The organism is Paenibacillus sp. N3/727, assembly GCF_022637315.1.
In the GTDB taxonomy this organism is placed as follows: domain Bacteria; phylum Bacillota; class Bacilli; order Paenibacillales; family Paenibacillaceae; genus Paenibacillus_AQ; species Paenibacillus_AQ uliginis.
Window position 1 is genome coordinate 5955094 of record NZ_CP093336.1, and the last position, 20999, is coordinate 5976092.

Below are 20999 nucleotides of genomic sequence, written 5' to 3' on the forward strand. Positions count from 1 at the left end.
TTCAAGTTGATGCGAACTAATCTTTAACATTTCTTAAGAATCAATTTATAAATACTTAATTCCATTTGTCTATACTAGTGGATATTACAGAAACGAAAGAGGAGACAGTCGTAATGGAATCTATATCTAAACAATCATCCGCTGCACAAAATTTGCAGAACCCCCGGGTTCGACCTTGGCGGCAGAACAGAAGAATACAATCCAAGCTCTCCCTTATGCTTCTCACCTTGGGCGTCATTTTGATTGCAGTATACATAATAAAGATATTCATCCCTCCACAATTAAAAGTGCGGGCAGCCGTACTGATTAACGCCGATACCGGTAAAGTTCTATATTCACATAACGCCGATCAGGCACTACCCCCAGCCAGTATGTCGAAGATGATGACCGAGCTTATTGTCCTAGAGGCTGTCGATTCCGGACAACATTCATGGAATGAGGATGTATCTGTCAGCCATTACGCCGCGGAGGTACCGGGTTCTCAGATAGGTATAGCGGCAGGTGAAATCTACAGCTTGAAGCAGATGTTTGACGCACTTGTCATTCACTCCGCAAACGATGCCGCTGTAGCGATCGCAGAGCATCTAAGTGGATCCGAAACAGAATTTGTTTATCTAATGAACGAGAAGGCCAAACATATCGGCTTATCCGCCAAGACGGTATACGCGAACGCTTCAGGCCTTACATCCGGTGATCTCAGCGGTTTTGCAGAAGCCGCTTCCTACTCGGATACGGCAATGACCGCACGGGACGCAGCTTTGCTTACGAGATGGCTTCTTCAAACTTATCCGGATGTACTGGAAGTGACCGGGCAAAAAGATATTTACATCCCCCAAAGGGAAATATCGCTGCATACGACCAATCTCATGCTCCCTGGTGAAGCTCACGCTTATAACGGCATTGACGGCTTCAAAACCGGGTACACATCGCAGGCAGGCTACTGCTTCACCGGAACATCTAAACGCGGCGGCAGCCGGCTAATTTCCGTCGTTATGGGTGCAGGAAACTCCAAAGAACGCTTTACCGAAACTAGTAAGCTGATGGATTATGGATTTCGCAGACAGAGTGCTTTTTGGGATACCCTAACGTCCGTTTTTTGGGTAAACTGAATCTATTGCAGAACTAGGAAACTAATGGGGCTTAAATAATGGAGGATCGTTTATGCGAAGCATATTAGTTGTAGATGATGATAAAGAAATTGCCGGTTTGATCTCCATCTATTTAGAGAATGAAGGATATCAAGTCATCAAGGCTCATGACGGGGAAGAGGCGATTTTACAGCTGGAGCAAAACCAAGGCTCTATCGATCTGATTATACTCGATGTCATGATGCCCAAGTTGAACGGAATGGACGCCTGCCGAAAGATTAGGGAAACATCGTCTATTCCCATATTGATGTTAAGCGCCAAGAGTGAAGATATGGATAAAATACTGGGGCTCATGACCGGAGCCGATGATTATATGATCAAGCCCTTCAATCCATTGGAGTTAACGACCCGAGTGAAATCGCTTCTAAGGCGTTCTCTGCAGTATAACGCTGAGCATCAGGCTTCGGTTCCTGCAAGCCTGTACTTGGACGGACTCGAGATCAACCGCTCCACACATGAAGTAACAGCGAACAGTCGAGAAGTATCCCTCACAGCCAGGGAATTCGATATCCTGTATCTTCTTGCGCGTCAGCCGGGTAGAATATTCAGCGCGGAAGATATTTTTCAACAGGTATGGAAAGAAAAATATTACGTCTCAAACAATACCGTGATGGTTCACATTAGTAATCTGCGGGACAAACTTGAAAAAGAGCTAGGTTATAAGCTTATTCAGACCGTGTGGGGCGTCGGGTATAAGATCAATGCGTAAATTTCAGTGGAAAATTATTAACCTCTTCTTCATAAGTGGGGCGCTGACCTTGCTTATTTTGTTCGGCATTCGTCAAGGGGCAAGGATACTCGGCCGGAAATACTGGAATAACACATGGGTGGATCAGCTTTTTTTGGTGAACCGATTCCTTGAGCATTTTTTCGGGTTTCCCATTCTTGCAACGATCAGCGGCATCGCGCTGTTTGTGTGCATTGTGCTGCTGCTCAGCCGAAGAACGATCACCACGATGAATCAGCTGATAGAAGGCACGAATCGGCTTGCCCGGGGCGAGCTGGATCAGGAGATCAAGGTGAAATCTGATGATGAGTTCGGATTGATGGCTGATCACATTAACCGGATGGCCAAGCAGCTCAAACTTTCCATGGAAGAGGAACGCATGGCCGTACAAGCTAAAAACGAGCTGATTAGCAACGTATCCCACGACCTGCGCACACCGCTCACTTCCATTATCGGCTATTTGCGACTGGTCAGCGAAGACCGGTATAAAGACGAAGTCGAGCTTCGGTATTATACAGACATCGCTTTTGAAAAGTCGACGCGACTGGGCAGACTGGTGAACGACCTCTTTGATTATACACGTATGGGATACTCACCCCTGAACCGTGCAGACATTAACCTCGTGGAACTGCTCGGCCAGCTTGCTACTGACTTCTCCTTAGCAGGTCATACACGTCAAGACAACGTTCAAGTAATGTTTACGGCAACTGAAGAAAAAATAATAATTGCAGCAGACGGGGACAAGCTGATGCGAACCTTCGAGAATCTGCTCTCCAATGCCATTCGGCACGGCAAAGATGCCGGAAGGATTGACCTGACGGTCAACCGGGATCAGCACCATGCCATCGTGCAAGTTATTAATTTCGGGCCGCCTATCCCCTCCCATTCCATAAACCATATATTTGAACGGTTTTATCGCGCGGACGCCTCTCGTACTGATCAAACCGGCGGAGCCGGGCTTGGCCTTGCCATTGTCAAAAGCATTATCGATGCGCATAACGGAACGATTCGTGTCAGCAGCAGTGAGGCGCAAACGATGTTTGAAGTCCGTCTTCCATTTAGTAGCAGTTCAAAATAAACAGCCGCAACTTAAACTTCATATTCGACATCCAATTCCATTGTCCGATAATATAGGAAGTAACGTTTTCTTTTTACATCCCTATGAAATCCATGCCGTTCATTTCGGTGTGTGAGAGGAATGGAATGCTTCTTATGATTAACATACTTTTTACGAATTTCTGTGTATTTGTAACCTTCATATATGTCTCGGGACTGTTATCCCAAAAATATGTTGTCGGTGTACAGTCCCCCTCCTTTATCGTAAAAATAAATGCGGGACTGCTCTTTGGGATTTACGGCATCATATTAATGTACTATTCTTACCCGATCAATCCGTTGCTTTTTGCCGATCTACGTCACCTGGCGATTGTGGTCATAGCGAGTTATATGGGCTGGCTGCCATCCCTTATTGCAGGAATTCTGGTCGCGGCTGGGAGATTGCTATTATTCGGTCTGACTGACTCCTCGGCAATCGCTGCCGAGGGCATGTTCCTGATTGGGATCCTATGTGGGCTCATCTCTAGCTTTCGATGTAACCGCCTGATCAAAATGATGATCATGAACGTTACGGGTATGCTCGTCATTCTGGTGGTCATGATGATTAATTTAAAGTCACAGGGTAGCGTCTTTGAATTCTTTTTAACCCAATTAATCATCTCGGTGCTCGGGACGTTAGTCATCTACGCCCTTACGGAATATATCAACACCTCCAACAAGCTGTTTCTGCAAATGAAGAAAAACTCGGAAACCGATTATCTAACCAATCTGAACAACTTGCGGCAGTTCGAACAGCTTCTGTCCGAACGCTTTCTTGAAGCCCATCATTTCAATGAACGGCTCGGAGTCCTCGCAGTCGACATCGATCACTTTAAAAAAATAAACGACACCTACGGCCATGCGGTCGGAGACGCCGTTTTGCAGCAGCTCAGCAGGGTGCTGAAGGATCACACTCGTTCATTTTGCGAAGTGTCACGCACTGGCGGTGAAGAGTTTTCGATACTCGTTCCTGAGGCTTCTCCGGCTGAAGTATCGCTACTTGCCGAGAAGATCCGAGCCGCCGTGGAGGGCCATTCCTTTGATCCTGGAGACGGGACAAGGCTCAAGATAACGGTCTCGATCGGCGCTGCTGTACATCCGGATACGATACAAGCTTCGGATGCCGGCGATCTGCTTAAGCAAGCTGACCGGGAGTTATACCGGGCGAAAAACGGTGGCCGGAATCGGATCTGTACCGCGGCTACTCTTAGCCGGCATACAAGATTAAATGCTTGATCTAAATGCTGATATATAGTAGGGGCAGTCTTTACTTCTGTTGGAAGACGCTCCGCGTACGAAACATTCCTCCCATCGCTGTTGCCCCCAAATTTCTTGAATGGTTTTGGTAGAGGGGGAAATTCGGGGGCAAAGGCGATCGCTCCGCTTGTCCGGAATCGCTTCGTCCCCTCCGCTGCTTCGTGCATATCCCACTAAAAAAGACAAAAAGAAATCGCCCTCCGGTAAAATGGAAGTGTCTAGCAACCATTTAAAGGAGCATCGACAAATGATTGAACCGAAAAGTGTGTTTGGACAAATGAAAAATAACCGGAAATTCCGGCGTTTCCTGCCTCGGGACCTGTCGAAAGTGAGTGTGAGTTAGGGTTGCTTTCACTTGCCCACAATCTGCTCAAGTGGGCCACTATGACCCAAAAAGGTCGAGTACAAGAACATCTAGAGCCTGTCTCGAAACTTTTTACATAGAAATGGAAAATAGAGCTGTCCCTCGGTAGAAAATCTACTTTTGGGACAGCTCTATTTTTATTTCTTTAGAATATCTTCAATAGCCGTCAACGTGTCAGACGACAACTTGATGCCCGACGCTTTTACATTCTCCTCTACCTGCTCCGGACGGCTTGCTCCAACAAGGGCACTCGACACATTGCCCTGACGTAAAATCCAGGCCAACGCCAGCTGTCCTACACTGATGCCAAGCTCGTCCGCAATGTGGCCAAGAGCCTGTACCTGACTGATACGCTCTTCGCTGATCTTAAGTCGGTCCGACCCGAGTTTGGACGCGCGGCTATTCTCCGGCACATCCTCCTGGGATGCATATTTGCCTGTCAGAACGCCTTGCGCCAGTGGGGAATATACGACCTGACCGATGCCCTTCTTCTCGCCAAGCGGAATAATTTCATCCTCAATACCGCGTTCAAACATGTTGTACAACGGCTGGTTTACGACAATCCGGTCCAGCAGATAACGGTCCGCAACCGCCAATGCTTCTTCCATCTGAGCCGCGGTCCACATGCTGACACCGACATACAACACCTTACCCTGACGAACCAGATCATCCAGTGCACGGAGTGTTTCCTCAACCGGTGTTTCCGTGTGGAACCTGTGGCAATAATAAATATCTACATAGTCCGTGCCAAGGCGTTTCAAACTGGCATGGCACTGCTCCATAATATGCTTACGGGATAGTCCCTGATCATTAGGTCCATCCCCCATCTTACCAAACACCTTGGTAGCAAGTACGTAAGATTCACGCGGAAATCCCCTCAACGTCTCTCCGACAACCATTTCAGCAGCACCTTGTTCATAGACATTAGCCGTATCGAAGAAGTTTACACCCATGCCATAGGCTGTCTGGATTGATTTCACAGCATTCTCCCGTTCAACGTAGCCGCCGTACGTCAGCCAGCTTCCCAGACTGATGTCACTTACCTTTAATCCGCTGCTGCCTAATCTTCTGAATTCCATATTCGGAACCTCCTTGTGCAAAATAGATACCCACTCTTATTTTAACATAATCTTCCACAATTGATAGTGCTTAACGTCAGCGGTTGTACCCGGAGGATCTGATTTTTGTATGGACATCAACAAGGAACTGGATACGGGGATACATCTCTTTCCATTGTGCTTTTGAAGTAGATAAGCTCGACTCGTTTCTTTTTCCCCGACCGTGGTAATAATGGATGACAGGTATATGAGATCTGGGCATACATTTTGCATAGAGGGGGCTTTAATAGAATGAATGAACAGGTTCGGATGGAACAAGGACTTCCGCAATACCCGAAATCCCTTTGGAGAGCAACAACGGAACTTCCTTCTTTTCCACGGCTGGCGGAGGATATTGAGACCGATGTAGCTGTCGTGGGTGCCGGTATCACCGGCATTACTACCGCTTATTTGTTAGCAAAGGCAGGAAAAAAGGTAGTTTTGCTCGATGCCGGACGGATTTTGGACGGAACCACCGGATTTACAACTGCCAAAGTAACTGCGCAACACGGTATGATCTATCATGAGTTGATACAGCATTTTGGCGAGGAAAAAGCACGGCTCTATTATGATGCCAATATTGAAGCGATGAATTTTATCGGGAATCAGATCGGTGAATGGGGCCTTGACTGCGGCTGGGAGCAGGAAGATGCCTATATTTACACTTTGGATGAGAAGAAAACGCGCTCACAGCTGGAGGATGAGTTCAAGGCATATGAGAAGCTGGGCATTCCCGGAGAATGGCTGGAATCCATACCGCTACCTATGCCGGTACGCGGAGCGATTAAGATGCCTGGACAGCACCGGTTCCATCCGCTTGCCTATTTGAAGCGAATGGTTGAGGAATTCCTCAAGATGGGCGGAGTGATCTACGAGAACACCGCTATCGGGGACGAAGCGGAAACCGAAGGGCCGATTACGATCAAAACCCAGCGGGGGAATCACAGCATTACATGCCAGTTTGCCGTGTCCGCATCACACTTTCCTTTCTATGATGGGATGGGGAAGGGGTTTTATTTTACAAGACTGCATGTAGAGCGTTCCTATGCCCTTGCTGTGAAACCGGAAACGGCTTACCCGGGTGGTATGTACCTGAGTGTCGACAATCCAACCCGTTCCTTGAGATCTGTCTCCCATAACGGTGAGGAGTTGGTGATCGTCGGAGGCGAGAATCATCCAACCGGCAAAAGTGAATGCACACACAGCCATTACGAAAATTTGGAGAAGTTTGCCGGAGAACTCCTCGGTGCCCGCCATATCCCGTTCCGCTGGTCGACACAGGATCTGATTACCTTGGACAAGCTGCCTTACATCGGACCCATCACCTCGAAGCAGGACCGGATTCTGGTGGCTACCGGCTACCGGAAATGGGGCATGACGAACAGTGCGGCCGCCGCAAAGATCATTACGGATCAGATTCTAGGCAAGGACAATCCTTACACGGAACTGTATACACCTTCCCGATTCAATGCCGACCCGGCGCTAAAAACATTTATTGTACAAAACGCCGGAGTCGCCAAAGAGTTTATTTCCGGCAAAGTAGATATGACCAACAGCAAGATTGAAGAGCTTCAGGTAGGTGAAGGCGCTGTCGTCCGTCATAACGGCCAGCGAGCCGGAGCCTATAAGGACGAGCAGGGGAATCTGTATCTGGTTGATACAACTTGTACGCACTTGGGCTGTGAAACCGAATGGAATGAAGGCGAGCGGTCATGGGACTGTCCATGCCACGGCTCCCGGTACAGCTATGACGGTGAAGTGCTGGAGGGTCCGGCGATTGACCCGCTCAAAAAGCTAGATCCCTACGAATAATCAAACCAAAAAGGCAAGCTCAAGAGGACACTTCCGTCCGCATGAGCCTGCCTTTTTTCTAATTTAACCATATTCATATAGCCTAACTGTCTTTCTAAGTCTCTCTAATGTGCGAAAAAAATAAGCTGAATCAGGAACAGAACCGCGAATACATACACGAACGGATGCACATCACGAAACTTCCGTTTGGCGATTTTCATAACCGGATAAGAGATAAAACCGAGAGCGATACCATTAGCGATACTGGATGTCAGCGGCATGCTGATAATGACCAGAAAGGCAGGAAACGCCTCTTCAAAATCGTTCCACTCAATATCCGAAACGCTGCGGATCATCATACAACCGACGATAATCAAGCTTGGTGCCGTAATAGCAGCCACTCCGGACAACGAGCCGATCAACGGGCTGAAAAAAGCCGCTGCGATAAATAGAACCACTACGGTGATGCCCGTAAGGCCTGTCTTTCCACCTGCTCCGACGCCTGCCGCGGATTCCACCGTAGCTGCAGTCGGGCTTGTCCCGAACATAGAGCCGACAATGGTGCCGACAGAGTCCGCTGCAAAGGCGCTTCCGGCACGGTCCAGCTTGCCGTCTTTCAGCAGGCCAGCCTGCTTCAGAATAGCGAGCATGGCGCCTGTCGTATCAAACAGCATGACGAGCAGAAACGAGAACACTACACTGTACAGCCCGTACTCAACAACATCGCCGATCGAAGTGATCGGGTTGTACACGAGAATGCCCTCGGGCAGTTTCGGCATGGAAATAAAGCCCTGATCAAAATGCAGCTGACCGGTCAGCCAGGCGATAATTCCGGTAATGATCATTCCGATAAACAACGCACCTTTAAAATTCAGGGCAAGAAGCGCGATTGTTACGGCGATTCCGACCAATGTCAAAGCCACGCCAGGCTCCGTAAAATCGCCGAGTGTGACCAGATTGGTCTCATGGTCTGCAATAATACCGGACAACCGCATACCGATAAAAGCAATAAACAGCCCGATCCCCGCTGCAATCGCATGCTTCAAGTTTTCAGGAATCGCTTGAATCAGCTTCGTACGAAGCGAAGTTAAAGAGATTAGTAGAAAAATAATCCCCGAAATAAATACGGCCGAGAAACCTACCATATAAGGGATATCATGTCCTCCGATAACGGAATACGTAAAGTAAGCGTTCAGCCCCATGGCTGGCGCAATCACGATCGGATAGTTCGCAAACAGTGCCATGAACAGGGTGCCGATGACAGCTGCAGCAATCGTTGCTGTAAAACTTTGATCAAAAGGTACTCCAGCGTCCTTCAGGATCATCGGATTGACGATGATGATATAAGCCACGGTCAAAAAGACCGTAAGGCCCGCCAGCACCTCGGTTTTTATCGTCGTATTGCGTTCTTTCAACTTGAACATGGTAACATCCCTTCATGCTGTGATTTTTCCATTGTAGAGCACAAACGATAAATCACACAACGACTTATTTTCCCACAAAATGATAAAACTAATCAGTCTCGCGTTTAGGTCCATCGGGCAATTGAAAAAGCCGCCATTTGGAATTAGATTATATGAAGGCTCACAACTAATTCTGAAACGAAGGTGAAACCTATGAGTTATAAAATGATCAAAATTCTCATTCTATTTATTCCAACGCTTACGATCGGCGTATGGGAGTTTGTCCGCCATGAATATTTGCTCCCCTATATTTCGATGGAACTCGGGAACTGGCTCGCGCCGATACTCGTTTTTCTCGTTAGCATTACGCTCCTGCTCAAGCTGTTCGGCAAAATGGAAGAGCTCCAACAACAGCTGCTGAAAGAACAAGCCGCTAAAACTGTTTTGCAAGAACGTGAGACAATGGCCCAGGAGCTGCATGACGGAATCGCCCAATCTCTGTTTCTTTTATCCGTCAAAGTCGACCGCATTAAAAATGCCGACAACACTGAAAATCCTACCTTATACACCAGCCTGCGGATGACGACCCAGCAGATTAATGAATACGTAAGGCAAGCCATTAGCAGCCTTCGTCAGCCGCCACAGAGCGAAACTCTTGTCTGGCAGAGTTCCATACAGCATTTAGCCGAGAAGTTTGAAGATGAGAGCGGCCAGCGCGTACGCCTGGATTGGAACATTCGGGATGAGGATCTTTCGACCAAGGAAAAGGTTGAACTATACTCTTCCATCCGCGAAGGTCTTCAAAATATACGAAAGCATGCCGATGCAGAGCTCATTTCCATCGAAGGAGCACTAGTACCCGGCGGATGGAAGGTGCTGATTACGGATGACGGAAAAGGTTTTACCGGACAACCTATAGAATATCCCGAACGCTTCGGCTTGAAAATTATGAAAGAACGAGCCGAAAGGCTGGGATGGCTTATGAAATTATTCCGAGAAGGTCAACAGACTATTTTATCCATTGAAAAAAGAGAAGGTGACACTTATGCAGCCCATTCGAATTCTGATCGCGGATGATCATAAACACGCAAGACAAGGCATACGGGAAATTCTTGAGATGGACTCGGCGTTTGAAATCGTTGCAGAAGCTTGGAATGGAGAGGAGGCTCTCCTGTATACGGAAAAATATATGCCTAACATGATCCTTATGGACATTAATATGCCGGGCATGAGCGGACTGGAAGCAACCCGGCAGATCAAAGGGAATTACCCTTATGTCAAAATCATTATCGTCACGGTCTCAGATGACATCGCCGATCTGTTCGAAGCTATAAAAAAAGGTGCCCAAGGGTACCTGCTCAAAAATTTAAATCCAGAAGCCTGGCTGGAGTATTTGAAGGCAATCGCCCTGGATGAAGCCCCCCTGTCACGCGAGCTTGCCGTCCAATTGCTTAAGGAATTCTCCACCAAGCCGCTAGCAGCATCGGAACATTCTCCGCTGACGATCCGGGAGCAAGAGATATTGGAGCAGGTTGCCAAAGGAAAGACAAACCGGGAAATATCTGAGGATCTCATCATTTCAGAGCATACGGTCAAGAACCATCTGAAAAACATTATGCAAAAGCTTCATCTGGATAACCGTGTTCAGTTGACACGCTATGCCTTCGATCAGGGCTGGGTCAAATGACTCTTTCGAGTCATACCCATGAAACGCGCATTTCTTTAGGATAGATAGGGAACAGTCGGAACCGGAAGGGGGAACTTGATGCATGCCATAAATTTTAAACGTACGGCATTCTGTGTAATTCTGCTGCTGTTTCTCATCACAGCCATCCTTCCCTTGATCGGTACCGCCAGGGCCGAGGAAGAAGCCATAGCCTTGCAGCCGCTGATCGACAAAACACCGCGAGGGAAAGTGCTACAGTTGGGCTCGGGCACTTACAGTGGGCCCGCAACAATTGACAAACCGCTCACAATAAAGATGGAAAATGGCAAAATTGTGAACGAAAGTGAACAGCCTGCGCTGATCCTGAATTCCGGTGATATTACACTAGATGGCCTGACCATTGTCAATCTTTATCAAAATGCTGCTGTTCCAGCTGTCCTTGTCGGTTCATCCGGTAATAGACTTCAATCTCTCACGATAAAGACACTTGGTAGCGGCATCCACCTGCGGGCGGCGCATAACAATGTGCTGACGGACAATATCATCGTCGGAGAGAAAATGCGCAACCGGGATCCAGCAACGGTCCTAAGAGGAAATGGAATCGACCTGTTCGAGTCCGATGACAATACCATTAAGGGAAATACGATTGACCTCATGCAGGACGGTATTTATGTGGAGTCAGGCAAGTCATTAATCGTGCAGGAAAATAAGGTATCCCGTTCTCGCTACGGCTTTCATTTCATGTTCACGGAGGATCTGCTCTTGAGCAGCAACAATGGCTTGATGAACGTGACCGGAGCAATGGTGATGAGTGTCAGCAACGCAAAAATACGGAACAACCATTTCAGGAAGCAGAACAGTAATGTCCACTCTCAAGGGCTTCTGCTGTATGACGTGAACCAATCCATCATCGAAGGAAATGAAGTGCAGGGGAACCGTGTCGGCCTGTTCATCCAGCAATCCCGGGACAACCAGCTGACCCATAATCAGGTGACGGGCAATTTCATCGGATTGCAAATGCTGGACTCGAACGACAACCATCTGAGCGCCAATACATTTCTGTCCAATGTCGTTCCGGCCCAATCTGTAAACAGTTCGGACAATAATGCGGACGGAAATTATTGGGACGATGCTCAGGTTCTCGACCTAACTGGGTTAGGGTTCAGCGATCTCCCATACGAGATCAATCCTTTTTTTCTAAAAGTGACCGGATCCGTACCTGCATTTCAGCTATTGTTCCATTCGCCGGGCTTACCGTTTCTCGAACAGCTGTTTCACACCGGAACGGAAGACTGGTTGAAAGACATGTCTCCGCTTCTGAAGCCAGTGGAGGCTCCAGCCGGAGACGGGATCACTGCTAACTACAAAATCGCAGCGCTCTCTGTCCTGCTGCTGGCCATAAGTTTATTTTCAATTTATCGTTATGGGGGAAGTCAATCATGAAAAAAATGCTCACCATGATTACACTATGCTTGGCCGTAGCTATTTCCACAGGCTGCGGCAAGGAAGAATACAAGGCCGCGGACATCGACGAAAATGTGGATAAATGCGAAGTATGCCAAATGCAGGTCGGGGACAATGAGTACGCTGTCCAAATCCAGCTTAAAGATAAAAAGACATTGAAGTTTGACGACCTAGGAGATCTGTTTATTTGGAAGCAGAAAAATGGGACCGAGCAAATCGGAGCCCAGTTTGTAAGAGACCATCATACAAAAGCATGGATCCTGTTGGAAAATGCCACTTACGTATATGACAAGAGCATTCGGACTCCAATGGCTTATGGGGTCATTTCCTTTGCGGATAAAGCCGATGCTGAGAAGTTCGTTAGTGAACAAGGCAGCGGACAGATCATGACCAGCGAGGATCTTGACGGGCACAAATGGGAGTCTGACAAAGAAATGATGAAAAAAATGCATGGTGATGGTGGCCACAACGGGGACATGAAACATGACGGTGAAGCTCATGAGGATCAGGAGCATGAGGGACATGACGATAGCCAGGAACACAAGGAACATAAATAAGATGAGGAATTCCCTGATATGCGCGCCATAAGGGTAATCGCCCTCCGGGAAATAAAGCTTGGTTTTCGCAACCCCTGGTCTTATTCCTTCATGGTCCTGTTCGCCCTGTTCAGTCTGGCACTCCTGGCCATACAGTCCCAGCAGGGAACCGTAGATTATTCCGGAACGACCGGTGCGATGATCAACCTGATTCTTTACCTGCTCCCACTCATGACGCTGTTGCTTGGTTCCTTCTCTATTACGGCGGAGAAAGAAGAAGGCGGTTGGCAGCTACTGTCGACGTATCCCCTGAGTTCATCCTCCTATCTGATGGGAAAATTCACGGGAATGACGTATGTTCTGCTCATCATCGTATTTATTGGATTCGGCTTATCTGGGCTCATCAGCTCGTTGGTTACCCATTCCTATACATGGAAATCGTTTATGCTGTTTCTCATGTTCTCTGTGCTGCTTGTTATTCTGTTTCTCGGCGTGGCTATGTTTATCGGGACCCTATGCAAAAACCGCTGGCAAGCGTTAACCTACAGTGTAGCCATCTGGTTCTTCTTCGTCCTGGGCTGGCCTACCCTGCTCATTGCCGTGCTTGGCCTGGTTCCGTACACGCTGATCAAACCGCTGCTCCTTCTGCTTGAGTTCTTAAACCCAGCAGAGATTTCCCGGCTCTTTCTAGTCATTAAGCTGGGCGGCGGTTCAGTTCTTGGGCCGGAATATTATAAATGGGTTAATTGGATGTATCAGCCTGAGGGAACCGTCACTTTTTTGTTCGTGTGTATTGTGTGGATAGCCGTTATGTTCTCGGCCGCTGTATTTATGCTTGAGAGGGGGAGAAGACATGTCTGACAAGGTGCTTCAGCTCGAAGAGGTGACCAAAATAATCAAGACACAGACCATTGTCCAGCCTGTCAGCTTCTCTCTGGAGCCCGGCGATGTGCTCGCCCTATGCGGCGGCAACGGTGCCGGGAAAAGTACCATTCTTCGAATGATAACCGGCATAGTCAAGCCCACTGCAGGAACCATCCGGGTAAACGGGTTGCAGTGGGCTAAAGACCGGAAAACCTATGCGGACAGCATCGGCTATATGCCGGATGATTTTCAGTTTGGGGATGCCCTAACCGCTCAGGAGACACTGCAGTTCTACGCCTCCTTAAGAAACGCACCCAAAGAGAGGGTCACGGAGTTGCTTCAGATGACCGGACTCAAGGAGTTCCGGCATAAGAAAGTATCGGCCTACTCCAAAGGAATGCGTCAACGGCTGCTGTTTGCCCAGGCCATGCTGGCCAGGCCCCCTTTGCTCATTCTGGATGAGCCCACCAACGGACTGGACCCTTACTGGATGGATTCCTTCTCTACTCTTGTGCGACAAAACGCGAAGGAAGGACAGACCATCGTGTTCTCCACTCATCAGTTAAATGTTGCAGAACAGACGGCTGATCAGGTCATCTTTCTAGATGCCGGCCAGGTCCGGTATTCTGGAAGTGCAGACCAGCTGAAGCAGCAGTACCGGAATACCGGCGGCTTATATGGAGCTTTCTCCGATCTGGTCGCAGTATATTGACCCAAATGAACTTCTTCTTCATCAATATATGATCCATGAAACACTGGAATCGAATTTTGCAAAATGGTGAGACAAAAAACCACCGTACGGTGGTTTTTTTCGTGTTAGGTTAGCCCGCTTCCTGTGTACCCGCTGATTGTACAAATCTGAATATAGCCGATTTAGACGCCAGATATCTGGCGGGGCAATGGAACATATCATTCCGCCTGCTCCTCTATTTCTTCGTCTCTGACGAGTTCAACTTGATTTCAGTCTCACTCATATATTGGTATACCTTCGTTAACAGCCGGGCTAGCTCATCGCTATCCTCTTCTCCCAAATGTGCGACCAGGCCTCTGAAATTCACCTTGAACGCCTCATGCGCCTGACGGACAATTTCCTCTCCTTCATCTGTCAGTTTAACACGGACCGCGCGTCTGTCCTTCTCATCCATGACACGCTCTACGAGACCCTTTCCTTCTAATCCGTTAATAAATTGGGTGATCGTCGGTGAAGTCACCCGCATGTAATTGCTGATCTCGGACACTTTGAGGCCCTGACCACCCTCAGATCGTTCCTCAAAACCTTGCTCCGCATCAGACTTTTCCTTGTATTTCAGCGTCATCAGAACCTTGATCTCACCGGATGTATATCCAGAAATCGATATATGGTCCCAATTCTTCTTACGGAACAGACTGAAGCTACGCATAAGCCTTCCTGCTGCGTCGCTGCCGAAAGCTTCCTCCTCTTGGTTGGAATCCCCTTCGCCCGCGAAGCCGCAAGCTTGCCGTTTGTCTGTCTCTGACATGACGCACCTCTCTTTCGACATAAATGGACAGTATGCCTATTAATTAAGCGACCCAAATATACAACTGAAAATGGTTAAAGTCAAAGCGATACCTTAACGATCAATCGTAATCATAACCGTCATTCGAGAAAGAGTATCCGCCTGCTCTTCTATCCCGCCGGGATTTAGATGAATGGGGCCGCCCATGTTCTTTCTGTCGCTTCGAAGCGCTGTTCTCCTTCTTAGCAAGGTATGCGAGCTCTTTTTCCGTTTTCTTATAATTGACAAAGCGCCCCAGGTCCAGCGTTCCATCATCCAGCGCTTGCTGGACGGCACAGCCGGCTTCCGATTCATGGCGACAGTCATGGAAACGGCACTGTCCAGCCAACTCTTCAATGTCCGAGAACGTCTCCCCCCAGCCACCTGCCGAGTCCCACAGCTGAAGCTCCCGCATCCCCGGCGTGTCCACCATAATGGCTCCCCCCGGCAGAAGGAAAAGCTCCCGATGCGTCGTAGTATGCCTGCCTCTGGCATCCTCTTCCCGAATACCTTGGACACGCTGGATCTCCTCGCCGGAAAGCCAATTGAGCAGTGTGGATTTACCTGCGCCGGAGGAGCCGCTAATCGCAACCGTATGTCCAGGTATAAGGTATGGTGAGATATCCTCTTTCCCCTGATCCAGCACGGAGCTTACCGCGTGAACAGGTACGCCTGGCGCTGAAGATACAACCTGTGATACATATTCATCGGGATCATCGCACAGGTCTGCCTTTGTTAGCAGCACCACAGGCTGTGATCCGCTTTCCCATACCGCGATCAGGTACCGCTCAATTTTTCGAACGTTAAAATCCTGATTCAGCGCTACTACGATAAATACGGTGTCCGTGTTAGCCGCAATAACCTGTTCATCCGGCACACTCCCGGCTTCTTTACGAGTCATGGCCGTTGCCCGAGGAAGAAGCCTGTGAATGACCGCTCTCGACTCTCCCTGCAGAGGCTCTACGAGTATCCAGTCCCCAACGGCAGGAAAATCACTGCGGCTTAATGCTTCGTATTCATATTTCCCTGTAACTGCGGCAGTTTTCTCCCCTGTTTCCGTTATGATTCGGTACTGTTTAGAATATTGAGCTGTAACCCGGCCGGGAACAAGCGGCTTATTAGGGTCCTGCATACTGTCCATAAGTGATTGCCAATGTTGATTCCATCCATACTTCGTTAATTCTACTTTTTCACGATTCAAGCCGATAACCCCTTTATCCAATTGGTATAGTTAAACGCAAGAAGAAACGCCCTCAGTGTCCTTTTTTAAGGGCTGCGGCGTTTCTTCGAGAAACAAAAAAAACCGCAGAATGTTGTCTGCGGTTTGCTTTCCACAAGGCAGCTGTCCCCTTCATCATTCACACACATGATAAAGAGGACGACCTTAGAAATGAAAAAAACCGCAAGAAACCGTGTAAGGTCTCCTGCGGTCCGTCATCAGAATTCATGCCTGCCTTCATCGTCGCAAGGGCACGAATTAAACGACTATCTTTCCCCGTCCGTAGAGACCAACGCTAACGTGTACATACGCTTCATCGAGTTTTTCATTAACATCAGCCTCCTTTTTTCAAAAGTATATCCGTATTATAGATCCGGCATCCCCATGTGTCAACATTTACCACTTCAAAACAGATGTTATATCCTACGGTAATACCGCCACTCCTCCGGCAGAAGAGCATGGTACTGACGATTCTGAAAACGGTCGTCAACCAATACGAGTGTCCCCCGGTCCTCTTCGGAGCGGATCAGCCTACCCCCGGCCTGCAACACCTTGTTCATGCCGGGATACACATAAGCATAGTCGTAGCCGTTTTTCTCATTACGGTCGAAATACTCCTTGATAATGTCATTCTCGAAGGACAGCTGTGGCAGCCCGACGCCAACAACAACGACGCTAGCCAGCCGATCCCCCTTCAGGTCAATCCCCTCTGAGAAAATACCGCCCATCACAGCGAACCCGATCAACGGCACTTTGGCGTCCGCTTGAAAGGAGTCCAGGAAAGATTCCCGCTCATCCTCCCGCATCGCGTGACCCTGGATCAGCGTCCGCGCCCCTGGGTTTAACACCGTAAAGCCATCATACACAGCCTGCATATACGGATACGAAGGCAGAAATACCAGCGTATTGACCGGTTTTTCTTTCACCAACTTATCCAACATATTGACAATAGCGTCCTTGTTGCGATCCCTATCTTTGTAGCGGGTAGAAGTAGGCATCAACCGGACATCTAGCTGTTCATGGGAGAACGGTGACGGAATGGAGAGACTATAGTCCTCTTCCTCCGCTCCGAGCATGTCCCTGTAATACATTAGCGGGGTTAAGGTCGCTGAGAACAGCACCGTGCTGCGGTAGTTCTTCCCGGCCTGTTGGAGCAAAAATGAGGGGTCCAGGCAGAACAGCTTCAAGAACACCTCATTGCCGTCCATTTCCGCATAAGTTACAAACCGATCGTCATATAGCTTGGAGATTCGTAAATAAGCCTGAGCGGCAAAATAACACTCCAGCAGCTGCTCCACCTCTTCCCCGCCTTTTCCGGTCATCAGCTCGGCTTCGGCATGCAGAACAAAGTCCTCCAACAGCTCATCCATCATCTCTGGCTGATGCGATCCCACAATACGTTCTTCTTCGTTGCTGACCTTGCGGAACACAATAAAGCGGTTGTTTACCGTCTTCGCTGCTTGATAGAGTCCCGGATTAATCTCCTTAAAGGTTCGCTGAATGTCCAGAAACATGGATTTTCTGAGTTCTGCCGAGAACATCCCACGCGCCCGGTCCACCAAATTGTGAGCTTCATCCACCAGAAGTACGCTCCGCTTCTTAACCTCTTCTGGCATCCGTTTGAACGAAACACGCGGGTCAAACACGTAATTATAGTCACAGATAACGGCGTCAGCTGCATAAGCGGCATCCAGCGAGAATTCGAATGGGCAGACCCGGTGCTTACGTGCGTAAGCCTCAATGACCGGGCGCGTAATCGATGTTTCGTGCTGCAAAAGGTCCAGTATTGCCCCATTGATGCGGTCGTAATATCCCTCGGAAAAAACACAGGATTCTTGTCCGCATCCTTCCTCCGCGCCAAAGCAAATTTTGTCTTTCGCCGTTAGTGTCACAGTGTGCATATGCAGTCCCCCGGACTGCATGAGCGCTACGGCTTCCTCTGCTGCCGTCCGGGTAATCGTTTTGGCGGTGAGATAAAAGATCCGCTGTACGGTTCCTTCCCCCATTGCCTTAATTGAAGGGAATAGAGTGGAAATCGTCTTACCGATGCCGGTTGGAGCCTTGGCGAACAAACGCCGTGCTTCGCCGATGCTCTTGTATACGGCGCCCATCAGCTTGCGCTGGCCTGTCCGGTAAGCGGGAAATGAAAACGCGAGATCACGTATACTCGCGTTCCTTCGCTCGGCATGCTCACGCAGAAGGGTAGCGTAAGGTGCATAAGCCTCCGCTACCTCCAATGCAAAACGTTCCAGCTCTTCAAAGCCGAAAGTACGCTGGAACCTTTTTATATTCCCGGCTGGAATTTGAAAATACGTCAGCTGAACGGCCATTTCCTCGTCACCGTGCTGCTTGGCATACATGTAAGCATACATTTTTGCCTGAGCCCAGTGAACCGGATAAGAATCCTCTCCGATGTCGTCAAGGTTACCGGAGGTGGACTTGATCTCGTCAATCATGACCGGTCCCTCTCCCACAATGAGACCGTCACAGCGTCCTTCTACAGCAAATATTAGATCCTCGTAAGGAATTTCGGCTTCCAGATGGACCTCTTTCTGATCCTGTTCTCCGTATTCTCGCTGGATCTGCTGATGTGCTCTCGTTCCCTCGGTCAGCGTTGTCGCCGTCCGAAAACCGGAGGTAATGCTTCCGCTGCGAAAGACATACTCTACCAGCGGCCTTACGGATATTTGAATGGTATGAGGCATATGCGGTCTCCTTTTGAACACAATCTTCTGGTCCGTATTATACCAAACATCCGTTCCTGAGGTGCAAAATGCAAATAAAACGAGCACATTTCATGACTGATAATATGCCATGAAATGTGCTCGCTCTAAATATATGCTGTTACGGCGCTTTTATCTCCATATCGTCCAGGCTTTTAAACTCGTAGCCCTGTTTCCGGGCTTCATCAATAATACGGCCAAGCGCCTCCGCATTGTCGCGGGAGATGGAATGGAGCAGCATGACGGCACCAGGGTGGAGCTGCGCTGTCACTTTCTCATAAGCATACTGGGAACCGCGCTGGGCGTTTACGTCCCAGTCTTTGTAAGCAAGCGACCAGAAGACATTCGTATAACCCAGCTCCTTGCTCACGGCCAGAGAGCGCTCGTTAAAAACTCCGCGCGGTGTCCGAAGGTATTTCATCTCTTTTTGCCCAGTTACCTTAGTAACCTCGGACTTCACCCGATCGAGCTCCTCCGTCAGCTTTTCCGCTGAAATCGTGGACACGTCTGGATGGCTCCAGGAATGGTTACCGATAATATGCCCCTCCGCTGTCATCCGTTTCAGAAGTTCTGTCTGCGTCTTAACATAATGGCCCGTTACAAAAAAGGTTGCGGGTACCTTTTTGGCTTTCAGCGTATCCAGAATTCCCGCGGTAAATCCATTTTCATACCCGTTATCAAACGTCATGTACAATTCTTTCTTGCTGGAATCTCCCATAAAGACAGCGCCATGCTTCTTAAGAAGCTCTTTAAAGCCCTCCTGATCAATAGACGGAAGCTTACCGTTCACACTTCGCTTAAAGCCGAAATGGAAAGGCCCGCTGCCCGATGCGAAAGCCGAGAGCGAAAACGTCAACAGTAGTGCAAAACATAGCGTAATTATAGACGTCACTCGAAAAACGCAACGTTTATTCATGCTTTTGTACTCTCCTTCTCCATGGTATAGTCAGTCGCCCACCGTCACTTGTCATGACAGGGCTATTACTGCATACTATCCCACGAACAGGGGAAACTTATGTGCCCGATCAGGATACAGTGACTATGGAGCCCTTACGATGGCTCTCTATGGCATACTCGATCATGGAGATCGTGTCACGTGCATCCTCGGGCTTCACTGGCACCTCAGATCCTTCTAAAATCGCTTCAGCGAGTCCCTGATAGAATGCCTGATACCTTCCCGGCAAGGTCTCGATTTCACCCTGAACAGCCAACCCGCTAAGTTCCGTTGCCAGCTCACCGTACTGATCCGGCTGGTCTTCTCCCCACCCGCTATCGCCAGGGTGCATTCCCTGCTTCAGCTGTGATTCCTGCGGATCCTGTCCATACTTCAAGAAACTGCCTTTATCCCCGTGCAGCTCAAACCGCGGTCCTGCCTGTCGAACGAGAGAGCCGGAATGCAAAATGACACGGTACTTCTCATATCCGAATACAAGATGAAAATAGTCCGTGACTTCCGACCCCTCGCGTTCAGCACGTATATCAGCCCATACGGTCTTCGGCTTACCGAACAGGAATAAAGCTTGGTCGATCAGATGAGAGCCCAAATTGTACAACTCTCCTGCTCCAGGCCCTTGCTGTTCTTTCCACCGCTGCTGAACCAGCGGACGGTATCTGTTGTGATGCACTTGATACACTGAAAGATTGCCCAAGGCTCCGGTTTCCAGCAAGTTGCGCACCGTGAGAAAATCATTATCCCAGCGGCGATTATGGTACACCGTCAGCAAAACTCCTTTTTCCCGTGCAAGACGGATCAGGGTGTCCGCTTCCTCTGAAGTGACTGTGAACGGTTTCTCCACAACCACATGCTTTCCGGCTTCGATTGCCTTTTGAGCGTATTCAAAATGGGTCGCATTCGGGCTGGCCACCACCACAACCGCAATTTCTTCATCCTGCAGCAGCTCATCCACATGACTAACTACCTTGGTACTGGGAAGATCCTTTCTTACTTTATCTGGATTAGAAGATACGACTGCCCGGATTCGATAATCCGGTATGCTCGTAAGAAGAGGCGCATGAAAAGTAGAGCCGGATAATCCATAACCAATAATACCCACTTGTATCGTCATCTTTCGACCACCACTTTCTTATTTATGTAATATACTTTACTGTCAATAGGCTTCTTAGAATA

18 protein-coding genes and 1 pseudogene are annotated in these 20999 nt (G+C 48.7%); 12 read left to right on the forward strand and 7 right to left on the reverse strand.

Annotated elements, in window-relative coordinates; genetic code table 11:
• Positions 1-113: 113 nt before the first annotated feature.
• The 5 genes and pseudogenes from MNQ98_RS27820 to MNQ98_RS29975 all read left to right on the forward strand — a co-directional run.
• A complete protein-coding gene (locus MNQ98_RS27820) occupies positions 114-1109 on the forward strand; it encodes a D-alanyl-D-alanine carboxypeptidase family protein (RefSeq protein WP_241931070.1) in 996 nt (331 codons plus the stop codon).
• 52 nt (positions 1110-1161) lie between these two features.
• Positions 1162-1857: a response regulator transcription factor gene (locus MNQ98_RS27825; protein ID WP_241931071.1), complete on the forward strand. Its 696-nt coding sequence runs from the start codon at positions 1162-1164 to the stop codon at positions 1855-1857.
• Complete coding sequence (locus tag MNQ98_RS27830; RefSeq protein ID WP_241931072.1) at positions 1850-2953, forward strand: sensor histidine kinase; 1104 nt, start codon at positions 1850-1852, stop codon at positions 2951-2953. The genes MNQ98_RS27825 and MNQ98_RS27830 overlap by 8 nt, the downstream gene beginning before the upstream one ends.
• Before the next feature lie 134 nt (positions 2954-3087).
• Positions 3088-4206 carry a GGDEF domain-containing protein gene (locus tag MNQ98_RS27835; RefSeq protein ID WP_241931073.1) on the forward strand — a complete coding sequence of 373 codons (1119 nt, stop codon included), beginning with the start codon at positions 3088-3090 and terminating at the stop codon, positions 4204-4206.
• 262 nt (positions 4207-4468) lie between these two features.
• A pseudogene (locus MNQ98_RS29975) lies at positions 4469-4671 on the forward strand (transposase); the annotation flags it as partial.
• Between the two features lie 57 nt (positions 4672-4728).
• On the opposite strand, the gene MNQ98_RS27840 reads toward MNQ98_RS29975, so the two are convergent.
• Positions 4729-5670, reverse strand: coding sequence for an aldo/keto reductase family protein (locus tag MNQ98_RS27840; protein WP_241931074.1), 942 nt, complete (start codon positions 5668-5670; stop codon positions 4729-4731).
• 270 nt (positions 5671-5940) lie between these two features.
• Here MNQ98_RS27840 and MNQ98_RS27845 point away from each other — a divergent pair, with 270 nt between their 5' ends.
• On the forward strand, positions 5941-7500 hold the full coding sequence (locus MNQ98_RS27845; RefSeq protein WP_241931075.1) for an FAD-dependent oxidoreductase: 1560 nt from the start codon (positions 5941-5943) through the stop codon (positions 7498-7500).
• Positions 7501-7604: 104 nt separating this feature from the next.
• Here MNQ98_RS27845 and MNQ98_RS27850 read toward each other — a convergent pair whose 3' ends face one another.
• Entirely contained in the window at positions 7605-8903 is a 1299-nt protein-coding gene (locus MNQ98_RS27850; protein ID WP_241931076.1) for an NCS2 family permease, read from the reverse strand.
• 192 nt (positions 8904-9095) lie between these two features.
• Here MNQ98_RS27850 and MNQ98_RS27855 point away from each other — a divergent pair, with 192 nt between their 5' ends.
• The 6 genes from MNQ98_RS27855 (at position 9096) to ccmA (ending at position 14124) form a co-directional block, all read left to right on the forward strand.
• On the forward strand, positions 9096-9959 hold the full coding sequence (locus tag MNQ98_RS27855; protein ID WP_241931077.1) for a sensor histidine kinase: 864 nt from the start codon (positions 9096-9098) through the stop codon (positions 9957-9959).
• A complete protein-coding gene (locus MNQ98_RS27860; RefSeq protein WP_241931078.1) occupies positions 9928-10569 on the forward strand; it encodes a response regulator in 642 nt (213 codons plus the stop codon). Before MNQ98_RS27855 ends, MNQ98_RS27860 begins: the two co-directional genes overlap by 32 nt.
• Before the next feature lie 78 nt (positions 10570-10647).
• Positions 10648-11991, forward strand: coding sequence for a right-handed parallel beta-helix repeat-containing protein (locus tag MNQ98_RS27865; RefSeq protein ID WP_241931079.1), 1344 nt, complete (start codon positions 10648-10650; stop codon positions 11989-11991).
• Entirely contained in the window at positions 11988-12569 is a 582-nt protein-coding gene (locus MNQ98_RS27870) for a nitrous oxide reductase accessory protein NosL (protein WP_241931080.1), read from the forward strand. The genes MNQ98_RS27865 and MNQ98_RS27870 overlap by 4 nt, the downstream gene beginning before the upstream one ends.
• 18 nt (positions 12570-12587) lie before the next feature.
• Positions 12588-13409, forward strand: coding sequence for an ABC transporter permease (locus tag MNQ98_RS27875; RefSeq protein WP_241931081.1), 822 nt, complete (start codon positions 12588-12590; stop codon positions 13407-13409).
• Positions 13402-14124, forward strand: coding sequence for a heme ABC exporter ATP-binding protein CcmA (gene ccmA, locus MNQ98_RS27880; protein ID WP_241931082.1), 723 nt, complete (start codon positions 13402-13404; stop codon positions 14122-14124). The genes MNQ98_RS27875 and ccmA overlap by 8 nt, the downstream gene beginning before the upstream one ends.
• Before the next feature lie 214 nt (positions 14125-14338).
• Here the strand turns inward: ccmA and MNQ98_RS27885 are convergent, their stop codons facing one another.
• From MNQ98_RS27885 to MNQ98_RS27905, 5 genes are all read right to left on the reverse strand, one after another.
• The gene (locus MNQ98_RS27885; RefSeq protein WP_241931083.1) at positions 14339-14911 is read right to left on the reverse strand and encodes a MarR family winged helix-turn-helix transcriptional regulator; all 573 of its coding nucleotides are present in this window, start codon (positions 14909-14911) and stop codon (positions 14339-14341) included.
• 100 nt (positions 14912-15011) lie between these two features.
• Positions 15012-16070: a ribosome small subunit-dependent GTPase A gene (rsgA, locus tag MNQ98_RS27890; protein WP_481856798.1), complete on the reverse strand. Its 1059-nt coding sequence runs from the start codon at positions 16068-16070 to the stop codon at positions 15012-15014.
• A 494-nt stretch (positions 16071-16564) separates the two neighbouring features.
• Positions 16565-18853 carry an ATP-dependent DNA helicase gene (locus MNQ98_RS27895; protein WP_241931084.1) on the reverse strand — a complete coding sequence of 763 codons (2289 nt, stop codon included), beginning with the start codon at positions 18851-18853 and terminating at the stop codon, positions 16565-16567.
• A 139-nt stretch (positions 18854-18992) separates the two neighbouring features.
• A complete protein-coding gene (gene pdaA / locus MNQ98_RS27900; protein WP_241931085.1) occupies positions 18993-19787 on the reverse strand; it encodes a delta-lactam-biosynthetic de-N-acetylase in 795 nt (264 codons plus the stop codon).
• Between the two features lie 109 nt (positions 19788-19896).
• The gene (locus MNQ98_RS27905; protein ID WP_241931086.1) at positions 19897-20937 is read right to left on the reverse strand and encodes an oxidoreductase; all 1041 of its coding nucleotides are present in this window, start codon (positions 20935-20937) and stop codon (positions 19897-19899) included.
• Positions 20938-20999: the final 62 nt, after the last annotated feature.

Coding starts and splice junctions, on each gene's coding strand:
- MNQ98_RS27820 (WP_241931070.1), top strand. CDS start 114: ATGGAATCTATATCTAAACAATCATCCGCTGCACAAAATTTGCAGAAC.
- MNQ98_RS27825 (WP_241931071.1), top strand. CDS start 1,162: ATGCGAAGCATATTAGTTGTAGATGATGATAAAGAAATTGCCGGTTTG.
- MNQ98_RS27830 (WP_241931072.1), top strand. CDS start 1,850: ATGCGTAAATTTCAGTGGAAAATTATTAACCTCTTCTTCATAAGTGGG.
- MNQ98_RS27835 (WP_241931073.1), top strand. CDS start 3,088: ATGATTAACATACTTTTTACGAATTTCTGTGTATTTGTAACCTTCATA.
- MNQ98_RS27840 (WP_241931074.1), bottom strand. CDS start 5,670: ATGGAATTCAGAAGATTAGGCAGCAGCGGATTAAAGGTAAGTGACATC.
- MNQ98_RS27845 (WP_241931075.1), top strand. CDS start 5,941: ATGAATGAACAGGTTCGGATGGAACAAGGACTTCCGCAATACCCGAAA.
- MNQ98_RS27850 (WP_241931076.1), bottom strand. CDS start 8,903: ATGTTCAAGTTGAAAGAACGCAATACGACGATAAAAACCGAGGTGCTG.
- MNQ98_RS27855 (WP_241931077.1), top strand. CDS start 9,096: ATGAGTTATAAAATGATCAAAATTCTCATTCTATTTATTCCAACGCTT.
- MNQ98_RS27860 (WP_241931078.1), top strand. CDS start 9,928: ATGCAGCCCATTCGAATTCTGATCGCGGATGATCATAAACACGCAAGA.
- MNQ98_RS27865 (WP_241931079.1), top strand. CDS start 10,648: ATGCATGCCATAAATTTTAAACGTACGGCATTCTGTGTAATTCTGCTG.
- MNQ98_RS27870 (WP_241931080.1), top strand. CDS start 11,988: ATGAAAAAAATGCTCACCATGATTACACTATGCTTGGCCGTAGCTATT.
- MNQ98_RS27875 (WP_241931081.1), top strand. CDS start 12,588: ATGCGCGCCATAAGGGTAATCGCCCTCCGGGAAATAAAGCTTGGTTTT.
- ccmA (WP_241931082.1), top strand. CDS start 13,402: ATGTCTGACAAGGTGCTTCAGCTCGAAGAGGTGACCAAAATAATCAAG.
- MNQ98_RS27885 (WP_241931083.1), bottom strand. CDS start 14,911: ATGTCAGAGACAGACAAACGGCAAGCTTGCGGCTTCGCGGGCGAAGGG.
- rsgA (WP_481856798.1), bottom strand. CDS start 16,070: ATGGACAGTATGCAGGACCCTAATAAGCCGCTTGTTCCCGGCCGGGTT.
- MNQ98_RS27895 (WP_241931084.1), bottom strand. CDS start 18,853: ATGCCTCATACCATTCAAATATCCGTAAGGCCGCTGGTAGAGTATGTC.
- pdaA (WP_241931085.1), bottom strand. CDS start 19,787: ATGAATAAACGTTGCGTTTTTCGAGTGACGTCTATAATTACGCTATGT.
- MNQ98_RS27905 (WP_241931086.1), bottom strand. CDS start 20,937: ATGACGATACAAGTGGGTATTATTGGTTATGGATTATCCGGCTCTACT.